The organism is Cupriavidus sp. 05N39, from assembly GCF_056397325.1.
In genome coordinates this window covers 1-23,313 of record NZ_JBFTNE010000026.1, presented here as the reverse complement: position 1 = coordinate 23,313, position 23,313 = coordinate 1, and the positions used below count along the sequence as shown (strand labels likewise).

General features: G+C 64.6%; 18 protein-coding genes. 8 read left to right on the top strand and 10 right to left on the bottom strand.

What is annotated here, in order from left to right:
• Position 1 precedes the first annotated feature (1 nt).
• Entirely contained in the window at positions 2–1,168 is a 1,167-nt protein-coding gene (locus tag AC1DN0_RS14515) for a response regulator (protein WP_441633344.1), read from the bottom strand.
• Between the two features lie 612 nt (positions 1,169–1,780).
• On the opposite strand from AC1DN0_RS14515, the gene AC1DN0_RS14510 reads away from it, so the two are divergent.
• Positions 1,781–2,200: a hypothetical protein gene (locus tag AC1DN0_RS14510; protein WP_441633342.1), complete on the top strand. Its 420-nt coding sequence runs from the start codon at positions 1,781–1,783 to the stop codon at positions 2,198–2,200.
• A gap of 178 nt (positions 2,201–2,378) precedes the next feature.
• Here AC1DN0_RS14510 and AC1DN0_RS14505 read toward each other — a convergent pair whose 3' ends face one another.
• From AC1DN0_RS14505 to AC1DN0_RS14485, 5 genes are all read right to left on the bottom strand, one after another.
• Positions 2,379–5,573, bottom strand: a complete 3,195-nt coding sequence (locus AC1DN0_RS14505; protein WP_441633341.1) for an ATP-binding protein — start codon at positions 5,571–5,573, stop codon at positions 2,379–2,381.
• A 121-nt stretch (positions 5,574–5,694) separates the two neighbouring features.
• The gene (locus AC1DN0_RS14500; protein ID WP_441633339.1) at positions 5,695–6,297 is read right to left on the bottom strand and encodes a response regulator transcription factor; all 603 of its coding nucleotides are present in this window, start codon (positions 6,295–6,297) and stop codon (positions 5,695–5,697) included.
• Between the two features lie 555 nt (positions 6,298–6,852).
• Positions 6,853–8,454: a hypothetical protein gene (locus AC1DN0_RS14495; RefSeq protein ID WP_441633337.1), complete on the bottom strand. Its 1,602-nt coding sequence runs from the start codon at positions 8,452–8,454 to the stop codon at positions 6,853–6,855.
• Entirely contained in the window at positions 8,399–9,679 is a 1,281-nt protein-coding gene (locus AC1DN0_RS14490; protein ID WP_441633335.1) for an ATP-grasp domain-containing protein, read from the bottom strand. The genes AC1DN0_RS14495 and AC1DN0_RS14490 overlap by 56 nt, the downstream gene beginning before the upstream one ends.
• Entirely contained in the window at positions 9,676–11,193 is a 1,518-nt protein-coding gene (locus tag AC1DN0_RS14485) for a pyridoxal phosphate-dependent decarboxylase family protein (RefSeq protein ID WP_441633333.1), read from the bottom strand. Before AC1DN0_RS14485 ends, AC1DN0_RS14490 begins: the two co-directional genes overlap by 4 nt.
• A gap of 351 nt (positions 11,194–11,544) precedes the next feature.
• Between AC1DN0_RS14485 and AC1DN0_RS14480 the strand changes: the two genes are divergently transcribed.
• The gene (locus AC1DN0_RS14480) at positions 11,545–12,939 is read left to right on the top strand and encodes an MFS transporter (protein WP_441633331.1); all 1,395 of its coding nucleotides are present in this window, start codon (positions 11,545–11,547) and stop codon (positions 12,937–12,939) included.
• Between the two features lie 1,299 nt (positions 12,940–14,238).
• Here the strand turns inward: AC1DN0_RS14480 and AC1DN0_RS14475 are convergent.
• The 3 genes from AC1DN0_RS14475 to AC1DN0_RS14465 all read right to left on the bottom strand — a co-directional run bounded on the left by AC1DN0_RS14475 (position 14,239) and on the right by AC1DN0_RS14465 (position 17,133).
• Positions 14,239–15,213, bottom strand: coding sequence for a Bug family tripartite tricarboxylate transporter substrate binding protein (locus AC1DN0_RS14475; protein WP_441633382.1), 975 nt, complete (start codon positions 15,211–15,213; stop codon positions 14,239–14,241).
• Between the two features lie 143 nt (positions 15,214–15,356).
• Positions 15,357–16,169 carry an SDR family oxidoreductase gene (locus tag AC1DN0_RS14470; protein ID WP_477145806.1) on the bottom strand — a complete coding sequence of 271 codons (813 nt, stop codon included), beginning with the start codon at positions 16,167–16,169 and terminating at the stop codon, positions 15,357–15,359.
• Between the two features lie 91 nt (positions 16,170–16,260).
• The gene (locus tag AC1DN0_RS14465; protein ID WP_441633327.1) at positions 16,261–17,133 is read right to left on the bottom strand and encodes an IclR family transcriptional regulator; all 873 of its coding nucleotides are present in this window, start codon (positions 17,131–17,133) and stop codon (positions 16,261–16,263) included.
• Between the two features lie 438 nt (positions 17,134–17,571).
• On the opposite strand from AC1DN0_RS14465, the gene AC1DN0_RS14460 reads away from it, so the two are divergent.
• The 5 genes from AC1DN0_RS14460 (at position 17,572) to AC1DN0_RS14440 (ending at position 22,367) form a co-directional block, all read left to right on the top strand.
• Positions 17,572–18,435: a branched-chain amino acid ABC transporter permease gene (locus AC1DN0_RS14460; RefSeq protein ID WP_035864592.1), complete on the top strand. Its 864-nt coding sequence runs from the start codon at positions 17,572–17,574 to the stop codon at positions 18,433–18,435.
• Between the two features lie 10 nt (positions 18,436–18,445).
• The gene (locus AC1DN0_RS14455) at positions 18,446–19,501 is read left to right on the top strand and encodes a branched-chain amino acid ABC transporter permease (protein ID WP_477103352.1); all 1,056 of its coding nucleotides are present in this window, start codon (positions 18,446–18,448) and stop codon (positions 19,499–19,501) included.
• Positions 19,494–20,258: an ABC transporter ATP-binding protein gene (locus AC1DN0_RS14450; protein ID WP_441637552.1), complete on the top strand. Its 765-nt coding sequence runs from the start codon at positions 19,494–19,496 to the stop codon at positions 20,256–20,258. The genes AC1DN0_RS14455 and AC1DN0_RS14450 overlap by 8 nt, the downstream gene beginning before the upstream one ends.
• Complete coding sequence (locus AC1DN0_RS14445) at positions 20,245–20,952, top strand: ABC transporter ATP-binding protein (protein WP_441637550.1); 708 nt, start codon at positions 20,245–20,247, stop codon at positions 20,950–20,952. The genes AC1DN0_RS14450 and AC1DN0_RS14445 overlap by 14 nt, the downstream gene beginning before the upstream one ends.
• Positions 20,953–21,194: 242 nt before the next feature.
• Complete coding sequence (locus AC1DN0_RS14440; RefSeq protein WP_441637548.1) at positions 21,195–22,367, top strand: ABC transporter substrate-binding protein; 1,173 nt, start codon at positions 21,195–21,197, stop codon at positions 22,365–22,367.
• A gap of 106 nt (positions 22,368–22,473) precedes the next feature.
• Here the strand turns inward: AC1DN0_RS14440 and AC1DN0_RS14435 are convergent, their stop codons facing one another.
• Entirely contained in the window at positions 22,474–22,650 is a 177-nt protein-coding gene (locus AC1DN0_RS14435) for a hypothetical protein (RefSeq protein ID WP_441637546.1), read from the bottom strand.
• Here AC1DN0_RS14435 and AC1DN0_RS14430 point away from each other — a divergent pair.
• Positions 22,627–23,313, top strand: a 687-nt coding sequence (locus AC1DN0_RS14430; RefSeq protein WP_477145805.1) for a hypothetical protein, incomplete at its 3' end; no start/stop codon positions are given. The genes AC1DN0_RS14435 and AC1DN0_RS14430 overlap by 24 nt on opposite strands.

The window sequence follows — 23,313 nt, the reverse complement described above, 5'->3', positions numbered from 1 at the left end:
ATCATTCTCCAGGGGTCGCGGCTGAATAACCGTTGGCGGCCAGCAGCTCCGCCTCGCGCGCATGGTCCGCGTCGGTATCGGCGTAGCGTTGCGAAATGGCGTGGAACTCATGGGCGATCGCCAGGAACGCATCGACCATGTCCGGATCGAAATGACGGCCGCGGCCTTCGCCGATCATGCGCACCGCCTGCTCGTGCGGGAACGCCGGCTTGTAGACCCTCCGGCTGATCAGCGCATCGTATACGTCGGCAACCGCCATGAGGCGCGCGGACACCGGAATCGCATCTCCCGACAACCCTTCCGGGTAGCCGCTGCCATCCCACTTCTCCTGGTGATAGTGCGCAATCTCCCGCGCGTAGCGCAGGAAGGAGTTGGGAGCGCCGCACTGGGCCTCGGCTTGCGCGATGGCATCCCGCCCGAGGATGGTGTGGGTCTTCATGATCTCGAACTCTTCGGCGGTCAGCTTGCCTGGCTTGAGCAGGATGCGGTCCGGGATGCCCACCTTGCCGATGTCGTGGAGCGGTGCCGACTTGAACAGCAACGCGATGGTCTCGTCGTTGAGTTCCTCGCTGAAACGCGGGTGGTGCTGCAACGCCTGCGCCAGCCGCCGCACATAGTGCTGGGTACGCCGCAGATGGTTGCCGGTTTCGTTGTCGCGCGTCTCCGCCAGCGATGCCATGGCCATGATGGTGACATCCTGGATCATGGATATCTCCCGCATCCGCCGCTGTACCTCCTGCTCCAGGTAGGCCGACTTGTCCCGCAGGAAATCCCTGGCGTTCTTGAGCGTGAGATGGGTGGCGATCCTGGCGTGCATCACCAGCGGGCTGAGCGGCTTCATGATGTAGTCCACGGCGCCAACCTGGAACCCGCGCGTCTCGTCGTGCTCGCCGGTGCGGGAAGTGAGGAAGATCACCGGCACGTCCATGGTGGCCGGATTCGCCTTGAGCTGCCGGCACACCTCGTAGCCGTCCATGTCGGGCATCATCACATCGAGCAGGATCAGGCTTGGCGGCGCTGCCGACGCGATGCGCACCGCCACGCCGCCGGAAGTCGCCACCTTCACCCGATAGCGATCCTGCAGCAACGCGGCCATCATCGCGATGTTCTCCGGAACATCGTCCACCACCAGAATCGTGGGCTGTGCGTCGGGATTGTCTGGGCGCATGGGAGAGTCAGATAGGGATATTTGCCGGGCAGGCGATGTCCGCGCGCGCCCGGCCCGGGACGCAACAAAGCAAGGGGCATCCCAGCCCCTGCTTGCCATAACGGTTGTATTGCGCCGCAATTCAGCCCCACTTGCGGAGGGCTCAAGTATTGGCCCTGCCGGCCGTTAACCCGAGCCCGCACCGAGCCCGCGCCGAGCCCGCGCGCACGGCGACCTGCCGGCGCCGCGCGCCAGCGACAAGAAAAAAAGCCCACCGAAGTGGGCTTTCCAAGAGGGACGGACAACGGTCGCATGGCATTGACGCTGACACCCCGCAATCATTTCAATGCTCGCCGGCTACGTCGGAAGACGTGTCCGCATTGCCGGCGCCGCCAGACGGCGCGCCGGCATGGTGCCCGACCAACAGCGAATTCCCGCAGACATCAAGGTCCGTCTTTCGCTGGATCGAAGCACCGGCGGCATTGTCATCGGGTCTCGCAGAATCGAAAAGAGTAAAAATACTCCCCCTCTCCGCTACTCCCCCGACGCCCCCGGCAACGGATGCGAATACAGGCTCGGCGATCTGAGTACTTCTACTCTTTCGCGGCAGCCGTCGCCGAGCCATCATGAGGCATGGAATCTCATCAGCAATCTGCTCGCCATACCTTGCGCATCGACCAGTGGACGATGGCGGTGGGCAGCGGGGAAACCGCGCTGGAATACGACGACTGGTTAAGCCGCATTCTCAACAGTCTGGCGCCCGACGTGCCGGGGCATGCCATATCGAGAGTGATCCGCGAAGGCCGGAGCGAGTTCCGGCTTGAACATCGCGCGCGCTATGAGGTCCGGCATCCCGACATCGGCGTCCGGCGCTTCGTGTGCGCAATCGACAGCGATGCGACGTTGATCGCTTTCGAGCATACGGTGTCTGGTGTCCGCTACCCATGGGTGACGATCAACGGCGTATTCACCCAGATTGAACTGCGCACGCTCAGGTTCCTGTCCGCCGGACTCGACCTGTGTGCTGCCCCGGTCGGCGCGGAACGCCGCTGAATCGTTGGCAGTTCCAGCGACTGATGTGATGGCCGGCACCACGCTTTCCGGTCCAGAGCCCGCCTTGCGCGTGAGGATTAGCAGCATGGCCGATTCTTGCAGGGAAACAGCACTCCCCGTGTCCCCCCCCTTGCAGATGAAGTGCCAGATTCATGCACCGGGCTGGCTCTGGATTTTTTTATACCGCGCCCACGGCACACGCCGAGCGCATGTTGGCGATCAGCGCCGGGAAGTCCAGGCCCAGCGTGGAGAGCGCCACGGCATCCGCCTTGCCATCCCGCAAGGCACGGTCCAGCTCCATGCATGCCCGCGCGAGCTCCGCCGCCCCAAGCATGCCGAGGATGGCCTGCATGCCATGGGCATGCAGGCATGCCCGGCCAAAATCGCCGCCCCCGATGGCCTCATGGATCCGCGTTACCACGTCCGAGCGTTCGGCGCATACGCGCCTGGCCAGATTGACATAGAGATCCTCGCGACCGAACAAGAGCTTGATCCCCGCAGCGGCGTCCAGGCCCGGTACGCCCTTCAGGGCTTTCACCACCGCTGACGCAGGGGGACTCGTCTGCGCCGCCACATCCATCCTTGTCCCCGCGCCTGCCTGACCGCGATCCGCGCCCCCTGGTTTAGCCACGGGCGGTAGCCATGCCGCAATGGTGCGGAACATCGCCTCTGCGTCGATCGGCTTTGAAATATGATCGTTCATCCCGCCCTCGATGCAGCGGATGCGGTCAGCCGACATCGCGTCGGCCGTCAGCGCCAGCACCGGCAGGGCCTGCAGCCCCAGGCCGTGGCGAATCGCGCCGGTGGTCTCTATGCCGTCCATGCCCGGCATATGGATGTCCATCAGCACGATATCGAATGCGTGCTCCTTGAGCGTCGCCAGCGCCCGCGGACCGTCGCAGGCAACATGCACGTCCATGCCCACCAGTTCGAGAAGACCGCGCGCAACCTCCTGATTGATCGGGTTGTCCTCGACCAGCAAGACCGTGCGCCCGTGCAATGCCTGCCACGCCGGCCCGGCGAGCGAGCGGCCATCCGATGGCGCCGTATCCGTATGCGAACGCCCGGAGCCCGCACCGGCCGCCCGGTCCGCTCCCGCAATCTCCAGCGATACCTCGAACGAGAAGGTACTTCCCACGCCGGCCTGGCTCCGCGCAAGGACACGCCCGCCCATGAGTTCCGCCAGCTTCTTGCAGATCGCAAGCCCTAGCCCCGTGCCTTCAAAGCGGCGGTTCATCGCGCTATCCAGTTGCTGGAACGGCGTGAACAGCTGCGGCAACTGTTCCGGCGCGATGCCTACGCCCGTGTCCTCGACCTCGAAACACAAGCCGATATGGCTGTCGCGGACGAGCGTCTCCCTGACTCGCAGGGAGACCTCGCCGCGATCCGTGAACTTCAACGCATTGCTCAGGAAATTGATCAGGATCTGCCCGACCCGCAATGGATCGCCGACAAGCCGAAGCGGAATCGCGGGGGACGTGGAAATGGACATCATGACGCCTTTCGCTTCCGCCGTTTCCCAGAACAGGCCAGTGACACGGTCCAGCAGTTCGGACAGGTAGAACTCGCGCGCGTCGACGGTGAGCATTTCCGCCTCGATCTTCGAGAAATCCAGGATATCGTTGACGATCCCCAGCAAGTGCCCGGCGGATGCGCTGATGCGCGCCAGATAGCGATCCAGCTTGTCGTCGCACTCCCTGTTCAGCGCCAGATGCGACATACCGATGATGGCATTCAGCGGCGTCCTGATCTCGTGGCTCATATTGGCCAGGAACTTCGCCTTGACCCGCGCAGCCGATTCAGCCGCCTCGCGGGCTACCGTCAGCTGCAGAGTTCGCTCCTCGACGCGAGCTTCCAGCGTGTTGGTAAGCAGTTCCAGGGCCTGCCGGGTGCGCTCCTGCTCGGTGATATCCGCGACCACGGTACCGACGCCGATGATGCCCGCATCGTCCGGCGCGCGCACCGGGAACTTGACCACGCGGAAGATACGTTCATACCCGTAACGAGGACTGGTCGTATGCACCTGGCTTTGGGAGGTTCCGCTGGCCAGTACCAGTTCGTGCATATCGCGGCTGATCTCCGCGATACGGCGATTCGGGATGATGTCCCAGTCGCAGCATCCCACGGCAGCGCCGTGCGGCACCCCGATGGCTTGCTCGTAAGCGCGATTGGCCATGATGCCCACGCCCTTGAGGTTCTTGTAGGCCAGCCCGGTCGGCACGTTCTCGCGGAATGCGCGCATGCGCTCCTCGTTCTCGCACACACTGCGGCGCGCGCGCCACTGGAACGCCGCCAGCGCGAGGATCAGCCCGATCGCAATCGCGGTAAGGCTCACGATCGCCGTCCGGACCAGGAAGTACGATTGATAGGCTTCGTCAACGTGTAGCTCGACGACCAGCCCCATGTCCTGGCTATCCAGCCATCGACCAGCCCCGATGACCTTGTGCCCGTCATAGCCGTCATAGCCATCGGCGGCCACCGCTTCCTCGCCTCTATTCGCCAGCAGCTGCGACGCAAGTTTGGTCGGAGCGTCGCCAGCGCCGCCCCGCGCCAGCGCATCGCCGGCAGGCTGCTTGCCGGGCACTCTCGCCCACAGCGGCCCGGCGACATCTTGCCGCGGACGATCCGGCGCCGCCTGGCGCTCCGAGGCGCGGGTCGGGGAGAGAATGCGCGCGGAGGAATCGATCGCGTAAGCCTCGCCCGTTTCGCCTATCCGGCCCGCCTTGAGAATCTTGAATAGTCCCACGTAGGGATCGACGCGCAGGCACAGGTAGCCGACGATCCGTCCATCCGCATTGATGCGTGCGCACGCAAGCTGATAGAACATCCCGGCCGGCTTCTCGACGCCCTGGACCATGAGCGGCAGCGTCGAGACAGTGGGCCGCGAGATGGCAAATCCAAGTTCCTGCGCCCCCCGCAACGTGCGTTTTGTCTGCTCGGTCAGATTCGAGAAGTTGACATAGTACGGGCTGCTCGCCGCGACAATGGTTTGGTCCGGCCTGATCAGGGCATAGCCGTCGAAGCCCCGGCTCCTGTAGATCGGCAGAATCCACTGATCGAATTCAGTCAGCAAATCCGCGCTGCCGGGATTGGCCAGGATACGTTTCACCAGTTTTATCAGGGCAGGGTTCTCGGCAATGGTCCCGACCCGCCCCGCCGAATCCTCTCCCATGGTCCGGTTCAGGTCCGATATCGCCTGAAGCACGCCTTTCAGGCGGCTTTCGGCGCTCCGATGAAATTGCTTTTCAAGGCCCCCGAGCACCTCGTGGCTCAAGACCAGCAGCAATACGACGGCGACCGCCGTCATGATGAAATTCAGGCGGGTTTCCCTACCGCCCGTCCCTCGCAGACTCCTGAAGTAGCGCTTCATCATGATTTCCTGCGACGGTTCGCGGCTTGTAAAACGACGGCGGCGTTCCGGCCCGGTGGCGGCAGATAACGCGACCTTGATTTCTGGTCTTCGTCACTTTTTATTGGCGTCCCGGCAGGATGGATCAATCAAGAAACAGCGTTGTCAATTCAATTGCGGATTTGACTTGCAGTTTCTCCATCAGGCGCGCCCGGTGATTTTCCACGGTACGGGCGCTGATCCCCAGTTCCGTGGCAATCGCTTTGCTGGTCTTGCCGGTCGTGACGTGCCAGGCAACGACTCGCTCCTTCGGGGTCAGGAGTGCAAGCCGCGTGCGTTTGTCGGCCGAAGCCAGCCTCTGTTCGTACATCTGGCGGCTGCGCTCCAGCGCGCCGCGCACTTTTTGTACCAGCATTGCGCCATCGACCGGCTTCTCCAGGAAATCGAGCGCGCCCGCCTTGATCGCCTTGACCACCGAAGCGACCTCGGAGTAAGCGGAGACAAAGATGGTTGGCGGAAAAACGCCCATGCCTGCCAGCGCGCCCTGCACCTGCAGGCCGCACATCCCCGGCATGCGCAGATCGCAAACCAGGCATTCAACCGGAGCCGGTCGGTACGATTCGACAAACTCGCGAGAGGAAACAAACTGCCTTATGTCTGCGCCAAGACCACGGAGCAACTCATGGTATGTCCAGAGCACAATTTCATCGTCGTCGACTAGATAGATTACGGATCGCTCAGCTGACACAGCCTACGCCTCCATTTCCTGGTGCCTGGCTACCGGATGCCGGCCGGTCCGCAAGTTCACCGCGCTGCGACCGATAGGCCGCGTGACACGCACTCCCCGTCGGCACAGTAGGCCAGCATTATTCTGAAGTGGAAATTGGGTAATCCCCGAGTCGCGGGCAAGCCGCGAAACCGAAAATTGGCTCAACCGAGTGATCATCTCGGTACGAATTCCTATTAAAAAACTCAGTCGTCTCATCCACCATGCATACCGGGAAGAAAGGTGTGCTTTTTTCGTCTCCCGGCATATTAATTACTTTAAACCTTATTAAAAAATATTATAAGAACCAACGATTAAAGCCATATACCTTTTAAGTCGCAATCGATGCCATGATGATGACGGAGGCGACGACCCACGACCTGGGCTGGCATCCTCCGCGGGCACGAGCCTGGGATCATGCCGCGGCGATGGAACCCGATGGAACCATGACCATGCCTGCCGCGCACCAGTGCATGAAGCAGCCCGGCGCTGCCGGCGCCAGCCAGGCGGAAAAACCGACAGGCTACCGCCCGGGGCTTATGAAAATGCCGCATCCAGCACTGTGGTGCCACTGAGCGAGGATGGTGGGGTGCGAACCAATGCTGCGACCGTATCCAGACAGGACATGGCCTGTCTGATAACGCCCATTTCCTGACCGGGGTCGCGCGCGGCCTGAACCACCAGCCTGGCACTCATGCACAGTCGCAAGGCGCTGACAGGGATACCCGCCCTGTGACCACAGTCGACCGGCTGACCGATGTGATAGGCCAGAGCGTCGGCGCCGCGCCCCGGCCCTTGCAGCCGATGATAGATTCCAGCCGTTTCGTCGCGGCTGAGCGCAGTCTTGCCGCCATGCGAAGCCGACCGATACAGCAGGAAGGGGTAAATGGTCTGAATATCGTCCCAGTTCGACAGGATGTTCAGCGCCGTGCGGTCCAGCGCCGGTACATCCAGGATGGAAAAAGCCGGATCGCGGCTCAGCCTTTGCCGGATGGCATTGGCGAAGCGCCGCAGAATGCCCTCGACTTGCGGGGCTGGCACCGCGCGGAACTCGCGCAACTCATGGACCGCGGCCTGCCAGCGCAGCAGCAAGCCAAAATTCGCATGCGATCCAAGGGATTGCGCGCATGGCCAGTCGCGGGGCCACTCCTCGCGAGCAGAGTAGAGGCGGAGTTCCGCAGGGATGCCCCGCTGGCGCAGCGTCTCGCCGGCCACTGCCGGCAGCAGCAGGGCGCCGGAAAACGATGGCCCTGCCACGAACTTGGAACCGGTCAGCGCAATCATGAAGCCGTTGCGCAGATACGCCTGGATGGTGCCCGGCTCGATGCGGAACTGGCAGGCGTCGACGAGAACCTGCACCGCCGATGGCCAGCGGCGGTGCAGGCGCATCACGCACGAGATGCTTGGCGCAATGCATCCGGTCTTGGAGACATCGATCAGCACCAACAGCACATGACGTCCGTCATGCACGGCCTGGCTGACGAGCGCTTCGATTTCCACGTCGACCACGTCGGCATCCCGGAGACTGCCATCGGCGTGACGAATCGGCACATTGAGGATGTCGCTGGCGCAGGCCCGGCCAAGGGATTCGCCCGGGATGGTGATACGGCCCAGCGCGTTATACGTGCTGAAGTGCCGCCCGGTCAGCGCCGCGGGCACGCCGCTGCCGCTCTCGGCCTCGCCGGCCAGGATCACCAGGGGCCGGACCGGGACGCCACTGGCGCCGCCATCCCCCGACAATCTCGCCGCCACCTGCGCCGCAAGCAAATGCACATCGGTGCCCGACGCCGAGAAGACGAGCCCGGGGTCAAGGGCATGATCGATGCCGCACAATGCCAGCAACTCGCCGCGCAACCGCTCCAACTCGCGGCGATACAACTCGGCTGCGGGCTGGTGCGCCAGCCCGCCGGCCAGCCGGCCGCGAAGTCCGTCCGCCACGGCGAACGCCGCCGGCGAGATCCCCGAGGAAGTGGACGAGCCAAAGGCAACCAGCCCCGGTGAAGCGCATGGCTGGCAACCATACTTGTTCCGGCCAGTGACGGGGTCCAGCGCGATGCGATGATCCCCGCCGCTCACCAGCAGGTCAGCCGTCGATGGCAGCGGCATCGGGAGCGTGCGGTCGGTCGGCATGGTCGGCATGGCTGGCGTTGATCAGCATGGTCCTGAACGCAGCGAAGATCTTGTGCATCTGCGGCTGCTTGTAGGGAAAAAGATCGACCGGATCGATATCGTGCACGACCATGGCCGTGTCCGCCTCGAACACCAGCAACTCGCCATCCGGCGTCTCGGCGCAATCCAGGCCGACATAGTCAAGGCCCAGCCGCTCCTGAATCAGCGCGAGTGCATCCTTGTGACGCAGCGCGAAGGTGTGGTCGAAGTCGCGCATGATCGCCGCTTCTTCATCCCGCTTGGCCGCGCTCTCCGCCATGCCGGCATTGAGATAGTGAATCATCCAGTGCTCGGAGATGCCGACGTGGCAGACGTACGGGCGCCCTTCGATCAGTACAAGCCGGTATTTCCGGTACTGGCCGTCCGCGTTCCGGTAGTCGATGAAGTAAGAGACGTAGAACGCAGGCTCCTGGCTGTGCGCCAGGTAGCCGGCGAGTTCGGCCGCGTCGGCTATTTTCTCCAGTCCCTTGCCGGCATGCGAACCAAGGGGCCTGACGATGATCGGGAAACTGCCCTCGCCCAGCACCGACGAGATCGCTGCCTGCCCACTGGCGACACTCGCCAGTACCTGGCGATCCACGCGCCGGGTCGGCGGCATGCAGATGCCCGGAGCCGACGCCAGTATCGACGCAGCCGTGTCCCGCGACAGCAGTTGCAGGCGATCCGGCATGTTCAGCACTGGGCGCGGCCAGATGGCCGCGAGTGCGCGCAACTGCTCCAGCACGGGCTGGGTACGGTCGGATTCGCCAACTCCGATAAAGAGCACATCGTGCTCCGGCACGGCCTGCGGCAGCGGGTTTTCCGGTGTGACATACAGTGCGTCGACCGCCACGTCGGAGTTGCCCAGCAGGCATTCGATCGGGGTGTTGGCCATCAGATCGCCCGACACCATGACGGCCAGCACGCGCAGGCCAACGCCATCACCGCGCAAGGTCGGCAGATGATAAAGCTGCCGCGTCTGCAGCGCCTCGGCCTGGACAGTCATGGCGAGCGCATGATCGCCAATCAGTTGCAGGACCAGCGAGAGATCCATCAGTGCGTTCGCGTCGTCCGGATGCGACTCCAGATGCTTGATCAGTTCCGCGCCAAGCGGGCGCAGATCCTCATTCTGGTGGGCCGCCCGCAGCAGGTAGCGCAGACCGATCAGGGTATCCGGGCCCGGCGCCTGGGTCACGCGGTCATGGATTGCATTCATTGTGGCAAGTCGCTGGCTTCGGGAATGGATAACGGTGCACTCAGCGACCGGCCGAGCGCAAGGGTGGCACCGAGCAGGACATCAATGTCCTGCTCGGTGCTGCGATGATTGAAAAGGGCAACCCGGATCGCGAAGCGGCCATCGAGCACGGTCGATGACGGCGCGGCCACGCCGGATTCCTGCAGGGCGACGACGAGATCGCGGTTGACCTGTTCGATGGCGCCGTGCGCAAGCCCGGTGCCGATGAAGCGGAAGCAAACGATATTGAGGGATAGCGGCGCCAGCATTTCCAGTTCCGGCTCGGCATCGATGCGCCGCGCGAGTTCTTGCGCGAGCGCGCAGGTATGGGCGATCATGCCGCCCAGGCGCTCGGTACCGTAGACCTTGATCGTGAACCAGGTCTTCAACGCGCGAAAGCCGCGCGAGAGGTCCGGCCCGAAATCGCAAGGCCAGGGCGAACCGGCCGCCATGCCGCGCTCGCCGCGGCTGAGATAGGTGCCTTCGTGCGTCGCAAAGGTGCGCAAGTGCAATTGCCGGTCCCGGACCACAAGGAAGCCGGCGTCATAGGGGACTTGCAGCCATTTGTGGAAATCAAAGGCGATCGAGTCTGCCTGCTCGATTCCGCGCAGGCGCGGGGCCAATTGCGGGCACAGCATGGCCAGGGCGCCGAAGGCACCGTCGACATGAAAATGCAGTTGCTCCCGGCGGGCAATGCGCGCGATCGCTGCCAGGTCGTCGATGGCACCCGTATCCACGGTGCCGGCAGTGCCGACGACGAGAAATGGCGTAAAGCCGGCAGCGCGATCGACGGCAATGGCCGCCTCGAGACATGCCATATCCATGCGCCCCAGATCGTCAACGGGAATCGATCGCAGGTTGTCTTTTCCCAGGCCGGCGAGGTCCATGCCCTGCGCGATGCAGCCATGCGCCCTGGCCGAGGTATAAGCACTCAGGCGGCGCGAAGCTTGCGCCACGCCGCCCGACCGGACGCCACTGCCGAGCGCCCGGGTCCTGGCGACCAGCACGCCGGACAGATTGGCCATGGAGGAGCCGGTCAGGAACAGGCCGCTCGCATCCTGCGGGAAGCCGAACAGCTCGATCACCCAGCGCAGCACCTGCCACTCGACCTCGACCGGGATATGGTCGCGGCCACCCAGGTTGGCATTGAGCCCCGCCGCGAGCATTTCCGCCAGCATCCCGACGGGCGTTCCCCCGCCATGCACCCAGCCCATGAAGCCGGGATGCGCATTGCCGACGGCAAACGGCAGGATACTGTCCATGAAGGTCCGGTGAACCTGGTCCAGCCCGCTTCCTTGCCGGGGCAAGGGCTCGCGAAAGCGCCCGCGCACCGCGTCGGGAATCGGCTGCCAGACCGGCCGCTCGCGAATGCCCTGGAGATAATCCAGCATATCGTCGAGCATGCTGTGACCCTGCGCCCTGAGCCCGCTCCAGTCGACGGGGTCGAGACTGGCGGGGACTGGCTGCCGGCGGCCCTCGTTGGTTGGTGTTGACATGGCTATTGGCTGTCCGGAAAACGCATGCATCCCCTGCCGAGGGGCATCTCGCGACCTCGGTTCCGGGACATCGTGCAGGGGATCATAGCGTCGGGCCGCTGGCGCGTTTTGAAGAGGATGGCGGGTTTTTTGCCTTATTTCTCAGGGAAACGCTGAACATCGCCCACGCCCCGCTTCCACGCAAAGCGGCGGGCCAGGCCCTCGACCGCCGCGGGCACCAAAAAAACAACACCACCGCGCCCGCCTTAACACAATCCGATAGTTTGCGAGCGCCGCCGCACGCGACGATAATTGTGTCGTCAAGCATCTTAAGCAACGCTCCCGCCTCTCCTCACCCCCCGCCCTCCTCCCATGCAGCCACACCAAGGCCTACCCCATCCCCAACGAAACTGGGCCATCCTCACCGTGTTCTGCGGCCTCATCATGGCTGTGCTCGACGGCTCGATCGCCAATATCGCGTTGCCGTCGATCTCGCGCGAGCTAGCGTCGGACCCATCCAGCACCATCTGGGTGGTCAACGCCTACCAGCTCACCGTCACGGTGTGCCTGCTGCCGCTGTCCTCGCTGGGCGACATCCTTGGCTACAAGCGCGTGTACCGCATCGGCCTGGCGGTCTTCCTGGTGGGTTCGCTGTTGTGTGCGCTCTCGCCAAGCCTGCCGGTGCTGGTGGCTGCGCGGGTGGTGCAGGGCATCGGCGGGGCCGGCATCATGAGCGTAAATACGGCGCTGGTGCGCTTTATCTACCCGCCCACCAAACTCGGCCGTGGCATTGGCCTGAATGCGCTCGTGGTGGGTATCACCATCGCCGTGGGCCCTTCGGTGGGCGCGCTGATCCTGTCCTTCGCCAGCTGGCCGTGGCTGTTCGCCGTCAATGTGCCGGTGGCGATCTTCGCGCTGGCGCTGGCGCGCACGGCGCTGCCCGCAACGCCGCCCCAGCCGCATGGCTTCGACTATCGCAGCGCGCTGCTATCGGCCGTGGTGTTCGCCTTGTTCATCCTGGGTGTGGACGGCGCAGGCCATGCCGCCTGGCGGCCTGCCGCGGCGGCCGCGCTGGTGGTGGCTGCCACGCTGGGTTGGTGGCTGGTGCGCATGCAACGCGGCAAGCCGGCGCCGCTGGTGCCGGTGGACCTGTTCGCCAGCCGCTCATTCACGCTGGCGGTGGGTACGTCCTTCTGCTCCTTCATGGCGCAGATGCTGTCCTTTGTCGCACTGCCCTTCTACCTGGAATACCAGCTTGGCCGCTCGCTGCATGAAACCGGGCTGCTGATCACGCCGTGGCCGTTGATGGTGGCCATCATGGCGCCGCTGTCGGGGCGCTTGTCCGACCGGTATCCCGCCAGCGTTCTGGCTGGCATCGGGCTGACGTTGCTGGGCTCGGGGCTGGTGGGGCTGGCGCTGCTCGGGCCGGATGCTTCAAGCTTTGCCGTGTGCTGGCGCATGGCGATGTGCGGGCTGGGGTTCGGTTTGTTCCAGTCGCCTAACAACCGGGCCATGATCGGGGCGACGCCGCCCGCACGCAGCGGTGGCGCCAGCGGTGCGCAGGCGACTACTCGGTTGCTTGGGCAGACTACGGGGACTGCCGTGCTGGCGTTGTTGTTCAGCATCGATCAGGGTGGCGCTGCGCGGGTGGCGCTTTGTGTGGCGGCGGTTGTTGCGGGGATTGGGGCGGGGGTTAGTTTTAGTCGGTTGCGGGGGGGTACGGGGACTGCGGCGCCGGTGCGGGGGGCGGTTGATGCGGATCTTTGAGTTTTGAATTGGGACATTGCTTGAGGGGTCTTGTTTTCGGCGTTGGTTTTTGGACCCAACAGCGTTCGGGAAGAATGCCGACCCTGCCGGGGGCAGAGCCATCAGGCTCTTCAACGGCGTTGATTGCGTCGTGCGGCCCAGGTGTCGGCTGGCGTGCCTTACCGGCTCAAAGGGTAGCGTAATGCCATTGCCCGGTGGTTTCGTGGTTTTGGCTCTGGCGGCACGCGCGGTGATTGTTCGGTCCCTGCCGTTCGCAGGGAGCGGCGCCGCGTAACTTCGCAATGATGGGTTTCGTGGTGGGCACGGTGGCCCGCGCTCAATCGCCCGTGGCCTCGTTTTTCGGCGTTGGTTTTTGGACCCAACAGCGTACGACATCCCCCTGCGGGGGACGCCGGTCACTCTTCTTTGCTTCGGCAAAGAAGACTAACGAGAAGAAAGCCGACCCTGCCGGGGGCAGAGCAATCAGGCTATTGCGCGTTGGTGGTTTCGTCGTCAGGCACAAGGTCTTGGCTGGCCTGCCTTACCGACTCGAAGGGCAGCGCAATAGCATTACCCAGTGCTTTCGTGGTGCGGCCCCTGATAGTGAGCGCCCTGCCCATTCGGCCATCTGCCGTTCGCGGGGCAACGGGCCACGGCATTTCGTACCTTGCTGGTTTCGTGGTTTTGTCTCTGACGGCAAATACCCTGCCAATTGACACCCTGCCGTACCGGCGCTAGCCGTGACTGCATACGGCCGTCTTCGTTTCGTGGTGGCGCCGTGGCCCGGTCAGCGAACACGGAAGGATCTGGCGACGGTGTTGTGCGGTTCTCGACCAATCCATGAACGAGGCCGCAGGGGACTGAGCGTGGGCCACCGCGCCCACCACGAAACGCATCATTGCGAAGTTGCGCGGCGCCGCCCCCTGCGAACGGCAGGGATCGAACAATCACCGCGCGTTCCGCCAGAGACAAAACCACGAAACCAGTTGGGCTCGAAGAATCGTGGCCCGTTGCATCGCGAACGGCAGATGGCCGAATGGGCGCGGCRCCCGCCACTAGGGGCCGCACCACGAAACCCGTGTGGTACGCAGGGGAGCAGCCGTTGAAGCCGGTAGGACATGCCAGCCGAAGCCACCACCCGCACGACGCAATCAACGCAGTTGAAGAGTCTGATGGCTCTGCTCCCGGCAGGGTCGGCTTTCTTCTCGTTAGTCTTCTTTGCCGAAGCAAAGAAGAGTGACCGGCGTCCCCCCGCAGGGGGAATGTCGTACGCTGTTGGGTCCAAAAACCAACGCCGAAAACACTCCCCCCAAGAAGAACTCAATCCGCCTTAGCCCCCGAATCCCTCACCACCTTCGCCCACTTAGCAATCTCCGCCCGCTGAAAACCAGCCAATTTCTCCGGAGTCCCAAGAATAGGATCCAACCCAAGCGTCTTCAACTTGGCCTGCACATCCGGCAACTGATAAATCCGATTCAACTCGGCATTCAGCTTGGCAACCACATCCTTAGGCGTATTCGCCGGCGCGAAAATCGCAAACCACGAATCCGCGTCAAACCCCTGCAACCCCTGCTCCGCCAGCGTAGGAATATCCGGTGCCGACGGCGAGCGCTTGGCACTGGTCACCCCTAACGCCCGCACCTTGCCTTCCTTGATCACCGGCAGCGCCGAAGGCAGGTTGTCGAACATCATGGAGATATGGCCGCCGAGCAGATCAGGAATCGCCATGGCACGGCCTTTATAGGGAACATGGGTGAGCTTCACCCCGGCCAGCGAGTTGAACATTTCGCCCGCCACGTGCGGCGAGGTGCCGACACCCGGCGTGCCGAAGGTGAGGCTGCCCGGCTTGGCCTTCGCCAGCGCGATCAGCTCGGCCACGTTCTTGGCCGGCACGGAGGGGTTGACCACCAGCACGTTCGGCGTCGACGCGACCAGGATCACCGGCGCGAAATCCTTGACCATGTCATATGGCATCTTGCTGTAGAGCGCACCGTTGATGGAGTGCGTGCCCACGGTGCCGAGCGCCAGCGTGTAGCCATCGGGCGCGGCATGCGCCACGGCTTCGGCGCCGATGTTGCCGCCGGCGCCGGGCTTGTTGTCCACCACCACCGGTTGCCCCCAGGATGGGGAAATCTTCTCCGAGAAGATGCGCGCCAGGATGTCGGGCGCGCCGCCGCTAGGGAAACCCACCACCATCCGGATCGGCTTGGAGGGATAGGTGTCGGCCTGGGCCGATGGCACGGCGAATGCGGCGCAGGTGGCCAGCACGGCCGCTGCGAAAGAGGTGATGCGCATGGTATGTCTCCCGATGACTTGATTTGTTTTTTTGGTACCAGAGATTGTCCCGCAAGCCGCCGCCGGACGGGCGCGACAACTCGTGCCTGTCCGGCGGCGGCGTTGGCTCAGCATGATGCTATGGCGCGGATTTCACGCCACACTCACACCACCGTGCCACCGAACTCCGCCATCACTTTATCGTGCAGGCGGCGCATTCCCTTTAGCCACCGATCGTAATCCTGTCCCTTGCGCTGGTAGTACTCGAGCACTTCCGGATGCGGCAAGATGAGGAAGCGTTCGTCCTTCACCCCTTCCAGCGTGACCTGCGCCACATGCTCGGGCGTGACCGAGCCCGCCTGCAGGAAGCCCTTGCGATCGCCGTCCTCGCCGAACAGCATGCGCGTCTGCACGCCCTGCGGGCAGATGCAGCTGACCTTGATGCCGCGATCGCCATAAGTGATCGACAGCCATTCGGCAAAGCCGATGGCAGCGTGCTTGGTCACGGCATACGGCGCCGAGCCGATCTGCGACAGCAGCCCGGCGGCCGATAYGGTGTTGACGAAATAGCCATCGCCACGCGCCAGCATCTGCGGCAGCACCGCGCGCGCGGCGTGGATGTGGGCCATCACGTTGATCTCCCAGATGCGCTGCCACTCCTCGGCGCTGGCCTCGAGACCCTTGCGCAGGATGATGCCGGCGTTGGAGCAGAACACGTCGATCTGGCCGAAGCGCTGCGTGGCTTCGTCGGCCAGCGCCTGCACCGCGGCAGCATCGGCCACGTCGACCTGTTGCGCGAACACCTGGCAATCAGGGCTGGCCTTGGCCAGCTCGGCGGCCACCTCTTGCGCGCCCTTCGCATCCAGGTCGGCCACGGCCACGCCACGCGCGCCGCCGGCGGCAAAGGCCAGTGCCAGCGCGCGTCCGATACCGGTCGCCGCGCCGGTCACCACCACGGTCTTGTTGCGAATCTCCATCTTTGTCTCCTTTGTTTGCTATGTCTGCATTGCCAGCTAGATGTGCGGCCCTTGGGCCGCGAGAATGCGATACGCGACGGTGGTGGCGATGCTATCCGCGCCCCTGCCACAAGCGAGCCTGCAGCGCATCCGCCAGTTCGCGGATGCGCGGGCCCAGGTTGCCGTCGAGGATTTCCGGCGTGAGCCGGGTAGCCGCGCCGCCGATATTGATGGCCAGCACTTCCGCGCCGTCTTCGAGCACCACCGGCGCCGCCGCGCCGCTCACGGTGCGGTCCCACTCGGCATGCGCCAGACAGAAACCACGCCTGGCGTAATCTCGCAGCGCGCGCTCAAGCTTGATGCGGATGGCTGGCCAGCGCGCTCCATAGTGGCGCTCCAGGTCAGCCATCACGGCGGCGCGCCGCGCCGGCTCAAGCCCGGCGAGCCAGGCCCGCCCGATGGCGGAAGTGGCGGTGGGCAAGCGCGAGCCCGGCGCCAGCCGCATGACCAGCGCGCCGCGCGGCTGGCATACCTCGAGGTAGACCATCTCGTGGCGGTCCGATGTCGCCAGCGCGACCGTGCAATCGGTGGCAAACGCAAGCGACTGCATCAGCGGCTGCGCGATCTCGCGGATGCCCGAGCCGGCCAGGTAGCGCTGCCCGAGCACCATCGCGCCCTGGCCGAGCCGGTACTTCTCCAGCGAGGCGGAATAGATCAGGTAGCCCAGGCTGGTGAGCGTGTAGGTCAGGCGCGAAACGGTGGGACGTGGAATGCCGGCGCGGCGTGCCAGTTCGGCATTGCCCAGGTAATCGTCGTGCGGGCCGAAGGCGCGCAGCAGGTCAAGCCCGCGCGCCAGCGCGGTGACGAAATTGCGGTCGTCTCGGTCGGTGTCCTGCGCCGCCGCACGGGGCGGCGCATCGACGGCGGCGACGGCAGCAAGCGGCGCGTCGGCGGGCAAATGCGGAATCGACGAGGTGCGTTTCATACGTGGCGAGGACGCTGGGCAACGGCTGGTGAAGAACGTGCCTGTGGCCGCCATGAAAGGCTGTGGACAGAGGCGCGCCGGCTATTTCGCTGTGCGGAAGACAATTCCGTATTTCTTGACTGTGCCTCAGGCCGTATGCAACAGTCAATGAAAACGAACGATCGTGCTGGAACGTGACTACAGCGACATGCGTGGCACGCTTCACGGTACACGACGACACCGGCACCCGGGGCCTGCCTGAGCAGGCCATTCCGCATCGCACAGGAGACAACGCATGCAGCACGCCTTTCAACAAGCCGCACCGCCTCGCGGCTGATTCCCGCCCCAGCTTGATCAAGCGGCCCCGGCTTTAGCGCGCGGCGCCGCCACTTCCACGCAGCCCGCGCCGCGGCTTGCGTGCCTTCGTTCGTGTTTGCAAAAGTCGCATGAGGTAAGCCCGTGACATTGTTTCTTCAACAAGTCCTGAACGGCCTGACGCTGGGCGGCGTGTACAGCCTGGTGGCGCTGGGCCTGACGCTGGTCTACGGCATCCTGCACGTGCCCAATTTCGCGCATGGCGCCTTCTACATGGCAGGCGCCTACGTCTCGTACTACATGATGACGTCGCTTGGCGTGAACTACTGGCTGGCGATGGGCGCTGCCGCCATCGCGGTGGCGGCGCTGTCGATGCTGGCCGACCGGCTGGTGTTCCATCCGCTGCGCAACGCGCCCGAGCTGCACGACATGATCGCCGCCATCGGCATCATGCTGTTCCTGGAGGCCGGCGCGCAGGCACTGTGGGGCGCGGACTTCCATCGCATGCCCACGCCCTACGGCCAGATGGTGGAGGTGCTGGGCCTGACCGCGCCGGCGCAACGGCTGCTGATCATCGCCGCGGCATTCGGGCTGATGGTGCTGCTGCACCTGTTCCTGACGCGTACCGTGACCGGCTCCACCATCGTGGCGATGGCGCAGAACCGCGAAGGCGCGGCGCTGGTCGGCATCGACGCCACCCGCGTCACGCTGCTGGTGTTCGCCATCTCCGGCGCGCTCGCCGCGATTGCCGCCACGCTGTACGCGCCAATCAACCTGGTCTATCCGAGCATGGGCAACCTGGTCATCACCAAGGCCTTCGTCATCATCATCCTCGGCGGCATGGGCAGCATTCCCGGCGCCATCGTCGGCGGGCTGATCATCGGCATGGCCGAGAGCTTCGGCGGCTTCTATGTCTCGACCGACTACAAGGACATCATCGCCTTCGTGCTGCTGGTGGCCATCCTGTCGATCCGGCCCCAAGGCCTGTTTGCAAGCAAGGCCGCATAAGGAGCGCACCATGAGCAAAGCATTGCAAGGCAAGACCGGCTGGGCGCTATTGCTGGCGCTGGCCATCGTGTTCCCGCTGGTTACGCCCAACAGTTACTACCTGACGGTGATGACGCTGGCCTTCATCTACGCCATCGCCACGCTGGGGCTGAACCTGATCACGGGCTATACCGGCCAGCTCAACCTGGCGCACGGCGGCTTCATGGCGATCGGCGCCTATACGCTGGGCATTCTCACCGTGGACCACCAGGTGCCGTTCTGGGGCGCGTTCGTGCTGTCCGGCGTGGTGTGCATGGCGGTGGGCTACCTGGTCGGCGTGGTGTCGCTGCGCCTGAAGGGGCATTACTTCTCGATCTTCACGCTGTGCATCGGCTACATCATCTACCTGCTGATCGAAAAATGGGAAAGCCTCACGCATGGCACCGTTGGCCTGATCGGCATCCCGGTGCCGGCGTCGGTGGGGCCGCTGGTATTCGACAACGTGCAGGCGCAGTACTACCTGGTGCTGTTCTTCCTGGTGGCGGGCACTTTCCTGATGCACCGCATCGTGACCTCGCTGCTGGGCCGCAGCTTCATGGCGGTGCGCAACAGCGACGCGCTGGCCGAGGCGCTCGGCATCAACCTGATGCGCACCAAGGTGCTTTCCTTCGTGCTGTCGGTGGGCTATGCCGGCTTTGCCGGCGCGCTGTACGCGGGCCAGGTGCGCTTTCTCGGACCCGATATCGCGCGCACCGACCTCACCTTCGACATGGTAATGGCGATGCTGGTGGGCGGCACCGGCACGCTGCTGGGGCCGCTGCTGGGCGCGGTGCTGGTACCGTGGGTCACGCAGACGCTGCAGTTCCTGCAGGACTACCGCATGCTGGTGTTCGGGCCGGTGCTGATCCTGCTGATCATCTTCGTGCCGGACGGCATCGTGGGCTCGTGGGCGAAACGCCAGGCGCGCCGCGCCGCCGCCGCGCGGCGCGGCGGCAAGAGCCGCGCGCAACCAGCCGGCGCGCCCGTCGTCGCCAACCCGAATGCCAACGCCGCAAATGCCGCCAACGCAGGGGCCGACCATGCTTGAGATTCGCAACCTGACCAGGAAATTCGGCGGACTGACCGCCGTGCACGATGTTTCGATCACCTTCGAGACCGGCCATATCAACGCCATCATCGGCCCCAACGGCGCCGGCAAGACCACCTTCTTCAACCTGATCGCCGGCACCCACGCGCCCAGCTCCGGGCAAATCCTGCTCAAGGGGCAGGACGTGGCGGGCCTGCGCGCCGACCAGATCGCCCGGCTCGGCGTGGCGCGCACCTTCCAGGCCACGCACCTGTTCGACCGCGCCACCGTGCTGGACAACCTGATCGTGGGCCACCGGCTGCGCACGCACTCGGGCCTTGCCGACGTGATCTTCAACACGCGCCGGCTGCGCGAGGAAGAACGCCTGTGCCGCGCCAAGGCCGAGGAGGCACTGGACTTCGTCGGCCTCACGCACCTCGCGCATGAAGTGGCCGCGGACATCACGCAGGAGGAACGCAAGCGCGTGGCCTTTGCGCTGGCGCTGGCCACCGATGCCGAACTGCTGCTGCTCGACGAGCCCGCCGGCGGCGTCAATCCGGAGGAGACCGTAGGCCTGGCCGAGCTGATCCGAAAGATGGTCCGCCACGGCAAGACGGTCTGCCTGATCGAACACAAGATGGACATGATCATGCGGCTGGCCGACAAGATCATGGTGCTCAATTACGGCGAGAAAGTCGCCGAAGGCACGCCGGCGCAGATCCAGCGCGATCCGCAGGTCATCGAAGCCTACCTGGGAGCCGACCATGTTGCAGCTTGAACGCGTTTCGCTTTCCTACGGCAGTTTCCGCGCCCTGGACAACATCACGCTGAACGCCAGTGCCGGCGAGCTGGTGGTGCTGCTGGGCGCCAACGGCGCCGGCAAAAGCTCGATCTTCCTGGCGCTCAGCGGCATTCAGCGCACCCATGGCGGCAGCATGCGCTTCGACGGCCGCGAACTTGCCGGCATGAAGCCCTCGCAGATCGTGCAGGCCGGGCTGGTGCATTGCCCGGAAGGCCGCAAGCTGTTTCCCGCCATGAGCGTGCAGAAGAACCTGACACTGGGCGCCTACGTGCACCGGCGCGACCCGGCAGGCATCAAACGCTCGCTGGAAGAAGTGTTCGAGATGTTCCCCATCCTGCGGCAGAAAAAGGACGACCCGGCCGGCTCCCTCTCAGGCGGCCAGCAGCAGATGGTGGCGCTCGGCCGCGCGCTGATGGGCCGGCCGCGCACGCTGCTGCTCGATGAGCCCTCGCTCGGCCTTGCGCCGCTGGTGGTCAAGCAGATGTTCGAGGTGATCCAGCGCATCAACCGCGCCGGCACCACGGTGCTGCTGGCCGAACAGAACGCCTACGCCGCGCTGGGCATCGCCCACCGCGCCTACGTGATCGAAAGCGGCCGCATTGTGATGGAAGGCGACCGCGACACGCTGCTAAAGGATGAAGGAATCCGGAAGGCGTACATCGGCGGATAGCGCCTGCCGGCTTTCGTGGCCCAACCGGGCCACCCCCCAAGCGATGCGAAGCGAGCCGTCAAGGTGTACCAGGCCGTATGGGGCGCCTTCTTTGCCTACTTTCTTGGCAAGACAAGAAAGTAGGTCGCCCCCCCGCAGGGGGGTGAAACCGCCTTTGACTTTAAGCCTTTGAAGTTGAATTTGAAGTCAAGCCGTTCCACGTTCCAGTCAGACCCAATACAAACACATCAGGAGACAGCCAAATGCAGACCAAAATGATCCGCCGCTTCTTCCCCCTCGCCGCCACCGCCGTGGCCACCCTGATGGCATCCGGCACCACCTTCGCCCAGGAAGTCGTCAAACTCGGCTACACCGGCCCACTGTCCGGCGGCGCCGCCCTGTACGGCAAGAACGTCCTGTCCGGCATCCAGATGGCAGTAGACGAAATCAACGCCTCGGGCCTGGAAGTCAAGGGCAAGAAGGTCAAGCTGGAAGTCGTCTCGCTGGACGACAAATACGCCCCCGCCGAAGCCGCCATCAACGCGCGCCGCCTGGTGCAGCAATACAAGACGCCCGCCGTGTTCGTGCCGCACTCCGGCGGCATCTTCGCCCTGCAAGCCTTCAACGAGCAGGAGAAATTCCTGGTGATGGCCTACTCCAGCGTGCCGCGCATCACCGACGCCGGCAACAAGCTGACCATCCGCATCCCGCCGGCATACACCGGCTATATCGACCCCTTCATCAAGGCGCAGATGAAGCGCTACGGCAAGAACGTGGCGCTGGCGCCGGCCGACCACGACTACGCCAAGGCCTGGGTGCAAGCCTTCGTGCCGGCATGGGAAGGCGCCGGCGGCAAGGTGGTGGCCAACAACCCGATGTCCTATACCAAGGCCACCGACTTCTACAGCGGCGTGTCGCGCGTGCTGGCCGACAAACCCGATGTGATGTTTGTCGGCGGCCCGTCCGAGCCGACCGCGCTGGTGGTCAAGCAGGCGCGCGAACTGGGCTTCAAGGGTGGCTTTATCGTGATGGACCAGGCCAAGCTCGACGAGATGGCCAAAGTCACCAACGGCCTGGCCATGCTGGAAGGATCGATCGGCGTGATGCCGCTGGCCAACGACGCCCGCCCGGCGGCGCAGACCTACAACAGCAAATACAAGAAACTGCACGACGGCCGCGACGCCACTACCGAGATGTCGCTCAACTACACCATGGTGTACGCGCTGGCGGGCGCCATGAAGCTGGCGGGCACCACCTCCGACGCAGCCGCGATCCGGGCCAGGATGCCGGAGGCGGTGAAGACGCTGGCCAAGGATGCCAACCCCAACGAGATCGAAAGCCTCGACGCCAAGGGCGGCACCGTCGCCGACACCGTGGTGGGCTGGGTGCAGGGCGGCAAGATTGCCCCGGTGCGCCTGTCGGAACTGGCGAAGTAAGCGCGCGAAGCAAAGGAGAGAACCGGCGCTCGGGCCAGGCGCCGGCAGCGAGCCCGCCGCGGCGTACCGTGGCGGGCTTGTCTTTTTGCGCTACCGGATGCGGGCCTCAGGCCCGGTACTGCGGCAGGTTGCCGGCTCCCCCTTGTGCATCAGGCTGCTGCATCGCCACTTGCCGCACTGGCTGCGGCTGCGCCGCCGCATGCTGCTGCTGACGCTGTAGCTCCTGCTGCCGCCGCTGCTGTTCCTGCTGCTGGCGCTGATGCTCCTGCTGCTGGCGCTGCATCTCCTGCTGCTGGCGCTGCTGGTCTTGCTGCTGCCGCTGCATGACTTGCTGTTGTTGCTGCTGTTGTTGCTGTTGTATTGCCTGCTGCTGGCGTTGTTGTTCCTGTTGCTGCCGCTGCTGCTCCTGCATCTGCCGCTCCTGCTGCTGGCGCTGCATGGCCTGCTGCTGCATTGCCTGCTGCTGGCGCTGCTGTTCCTGCACCTGCCGTTGCTGCTGCTGTTGCATCGCCTGCTGGGCACGCTGCTGGTCGGCCAATTGCCGTTCCTGCTGCTGGCGCTGCATTTCCTGCTGCTGCATCGCTTGCTGGGCGCGCTGCTGCTCGCCGACCTGCCGTTGCTGCTGCTGGCGCTGCATCTCCTGCTGCTGTTGCATTGCCTGCTGGGCGCGCTGCTGCTCACCGATCTGCCGTTGCTGCTGCTGGCGCTGCATCTCCTGCTGCTGTTGCATCGCCTGCTGGGCACGCTGCTGCTCACCCATCTGCCGCTCTTGCTGCTGGCGCTGCATCTCCTGCTGCTGTTGCATCGCCTGCTGCGCCCGCTGCTGGTCTCCCATCTGCCGTTCCTGCTGCTGGCGCTGCCTCTCCTGTTGCTGTTGCACCGCTTGCTGCCCTCGCTGCTGGTCCCCTATCTGCCGTTGCTGCTGCTGGCGCTGCATCTCCTGCTG

What these genes read in the sequence shown, in the direction of transcription:
- AC1DN0_RS14435 (WP_441637546.1), bottom strand. Translation starts at nt 22,650, where the DNA reads ATGCAGCGCCAGCAGCAGGAGCATCAGCGCCAGCAGCAGGAACAGCAG.
- AC1DN0_RS14485 (WP_441633333.1), bottom strand. Translation starts at nt 11,193, where the DNA reads ATGTCAACACCAACCAACGAGGGCCGCCGGCAGCCAGTCCCCGCCAGT.
- AC1DN0_RS14515 (WP_441633344.1), bottom strand. Translation starts at nt 1,168, where the DNA reads ATGCGCCCAGACAATCCCGACGCACAGCCCACGATTCTGGTGGTGGAC.
- AC1DN0_RS14495 (WP_441633337.1), bottom strand. Translation starts at nt 8,454, where the DNA reads ATGCCGACCATGCCGACCGACCGCACGCTCCCGATGCCGCTGCCATCG.
- AC1DN0_RS14450 (WP_441637552.1), top strand. Translation starts at nt 19,494, where the DNA reads ATGCTTGAGATTCGCAACCTGACCAGGAAATTCGGCGGACTGACCGCC.
- AC1DN0_RS14505 (WP_441633341.1), bottom strand. Translation starts at nt 5,573, where the DNA reads ATGATGAAGCGCTACTTCAGGAGTCTGCGAGGGACGGGCGGTAGGGAA.
- AC1DN0_RS14445 (WP_441637550.1), top strand. Translation starts at nt 20,245, where the DNA reads ATGTTGCAGCTTGAACGCGTTTCGCTTTCCTACGGCAGTTTCCGCGCC.
- AC1DN0_RS14440 (WP_441637548.1), top strand. Translation starts at nt 21,195, where the DNA reads ATGCAGACCAAAATGATCCGCCGCTTCTTCCCCCTCGCCGCCACCGCC.
- AC1DN0_RS14480 (WP_441633331.1), top strand. Translation starts at nt 11,545, where the DNA reads ATGCAGCCACACCAAGGCCTACCCCATCCCCAACGAAACTGGGCCATC.
- AC1DN0_RS14455 (WP_477103352.1), top strand. Translation starts at nt 18,446, where the DNA reads ATGAGCAAAGCATTGCAAGGCAAGACCGGCTGGGCGCTATTGCTGGCG.
- AC1DN0_RS14465 (WP_441633327.1), bottom strand. Translation starts at nt 17,133, where the DNA reads ATGAAACGCACCTCGTCGATTCCGCATTTGCCCGCCGACGCGCCGCTT.
- AC1DN0_RS14475 (WP_441633382.1), bottom strand. Translation starts at nt 15,213, where the DNA reads ATGCGCATCACCTCTTTCGCAGCGGCCGTGCTGGCCACCTGCGCCGCA.
- AC1DN0_RS14490 (WP_441633335.1), bottom strand. Translation starts at nt 9,679, where the DNA reads ATGAATGCAATCCATGACCGCGTGACCCAGGCGCCGGGCCCGGATACC.
- AC1DN0_RS14510 (WP_441633342.1), top strand. Translation starts at nt 1,781, where the DNA reads ATGGAATCTCATCAGCAATCTGCTCGCCATACCTTGCGCATCGACCAG.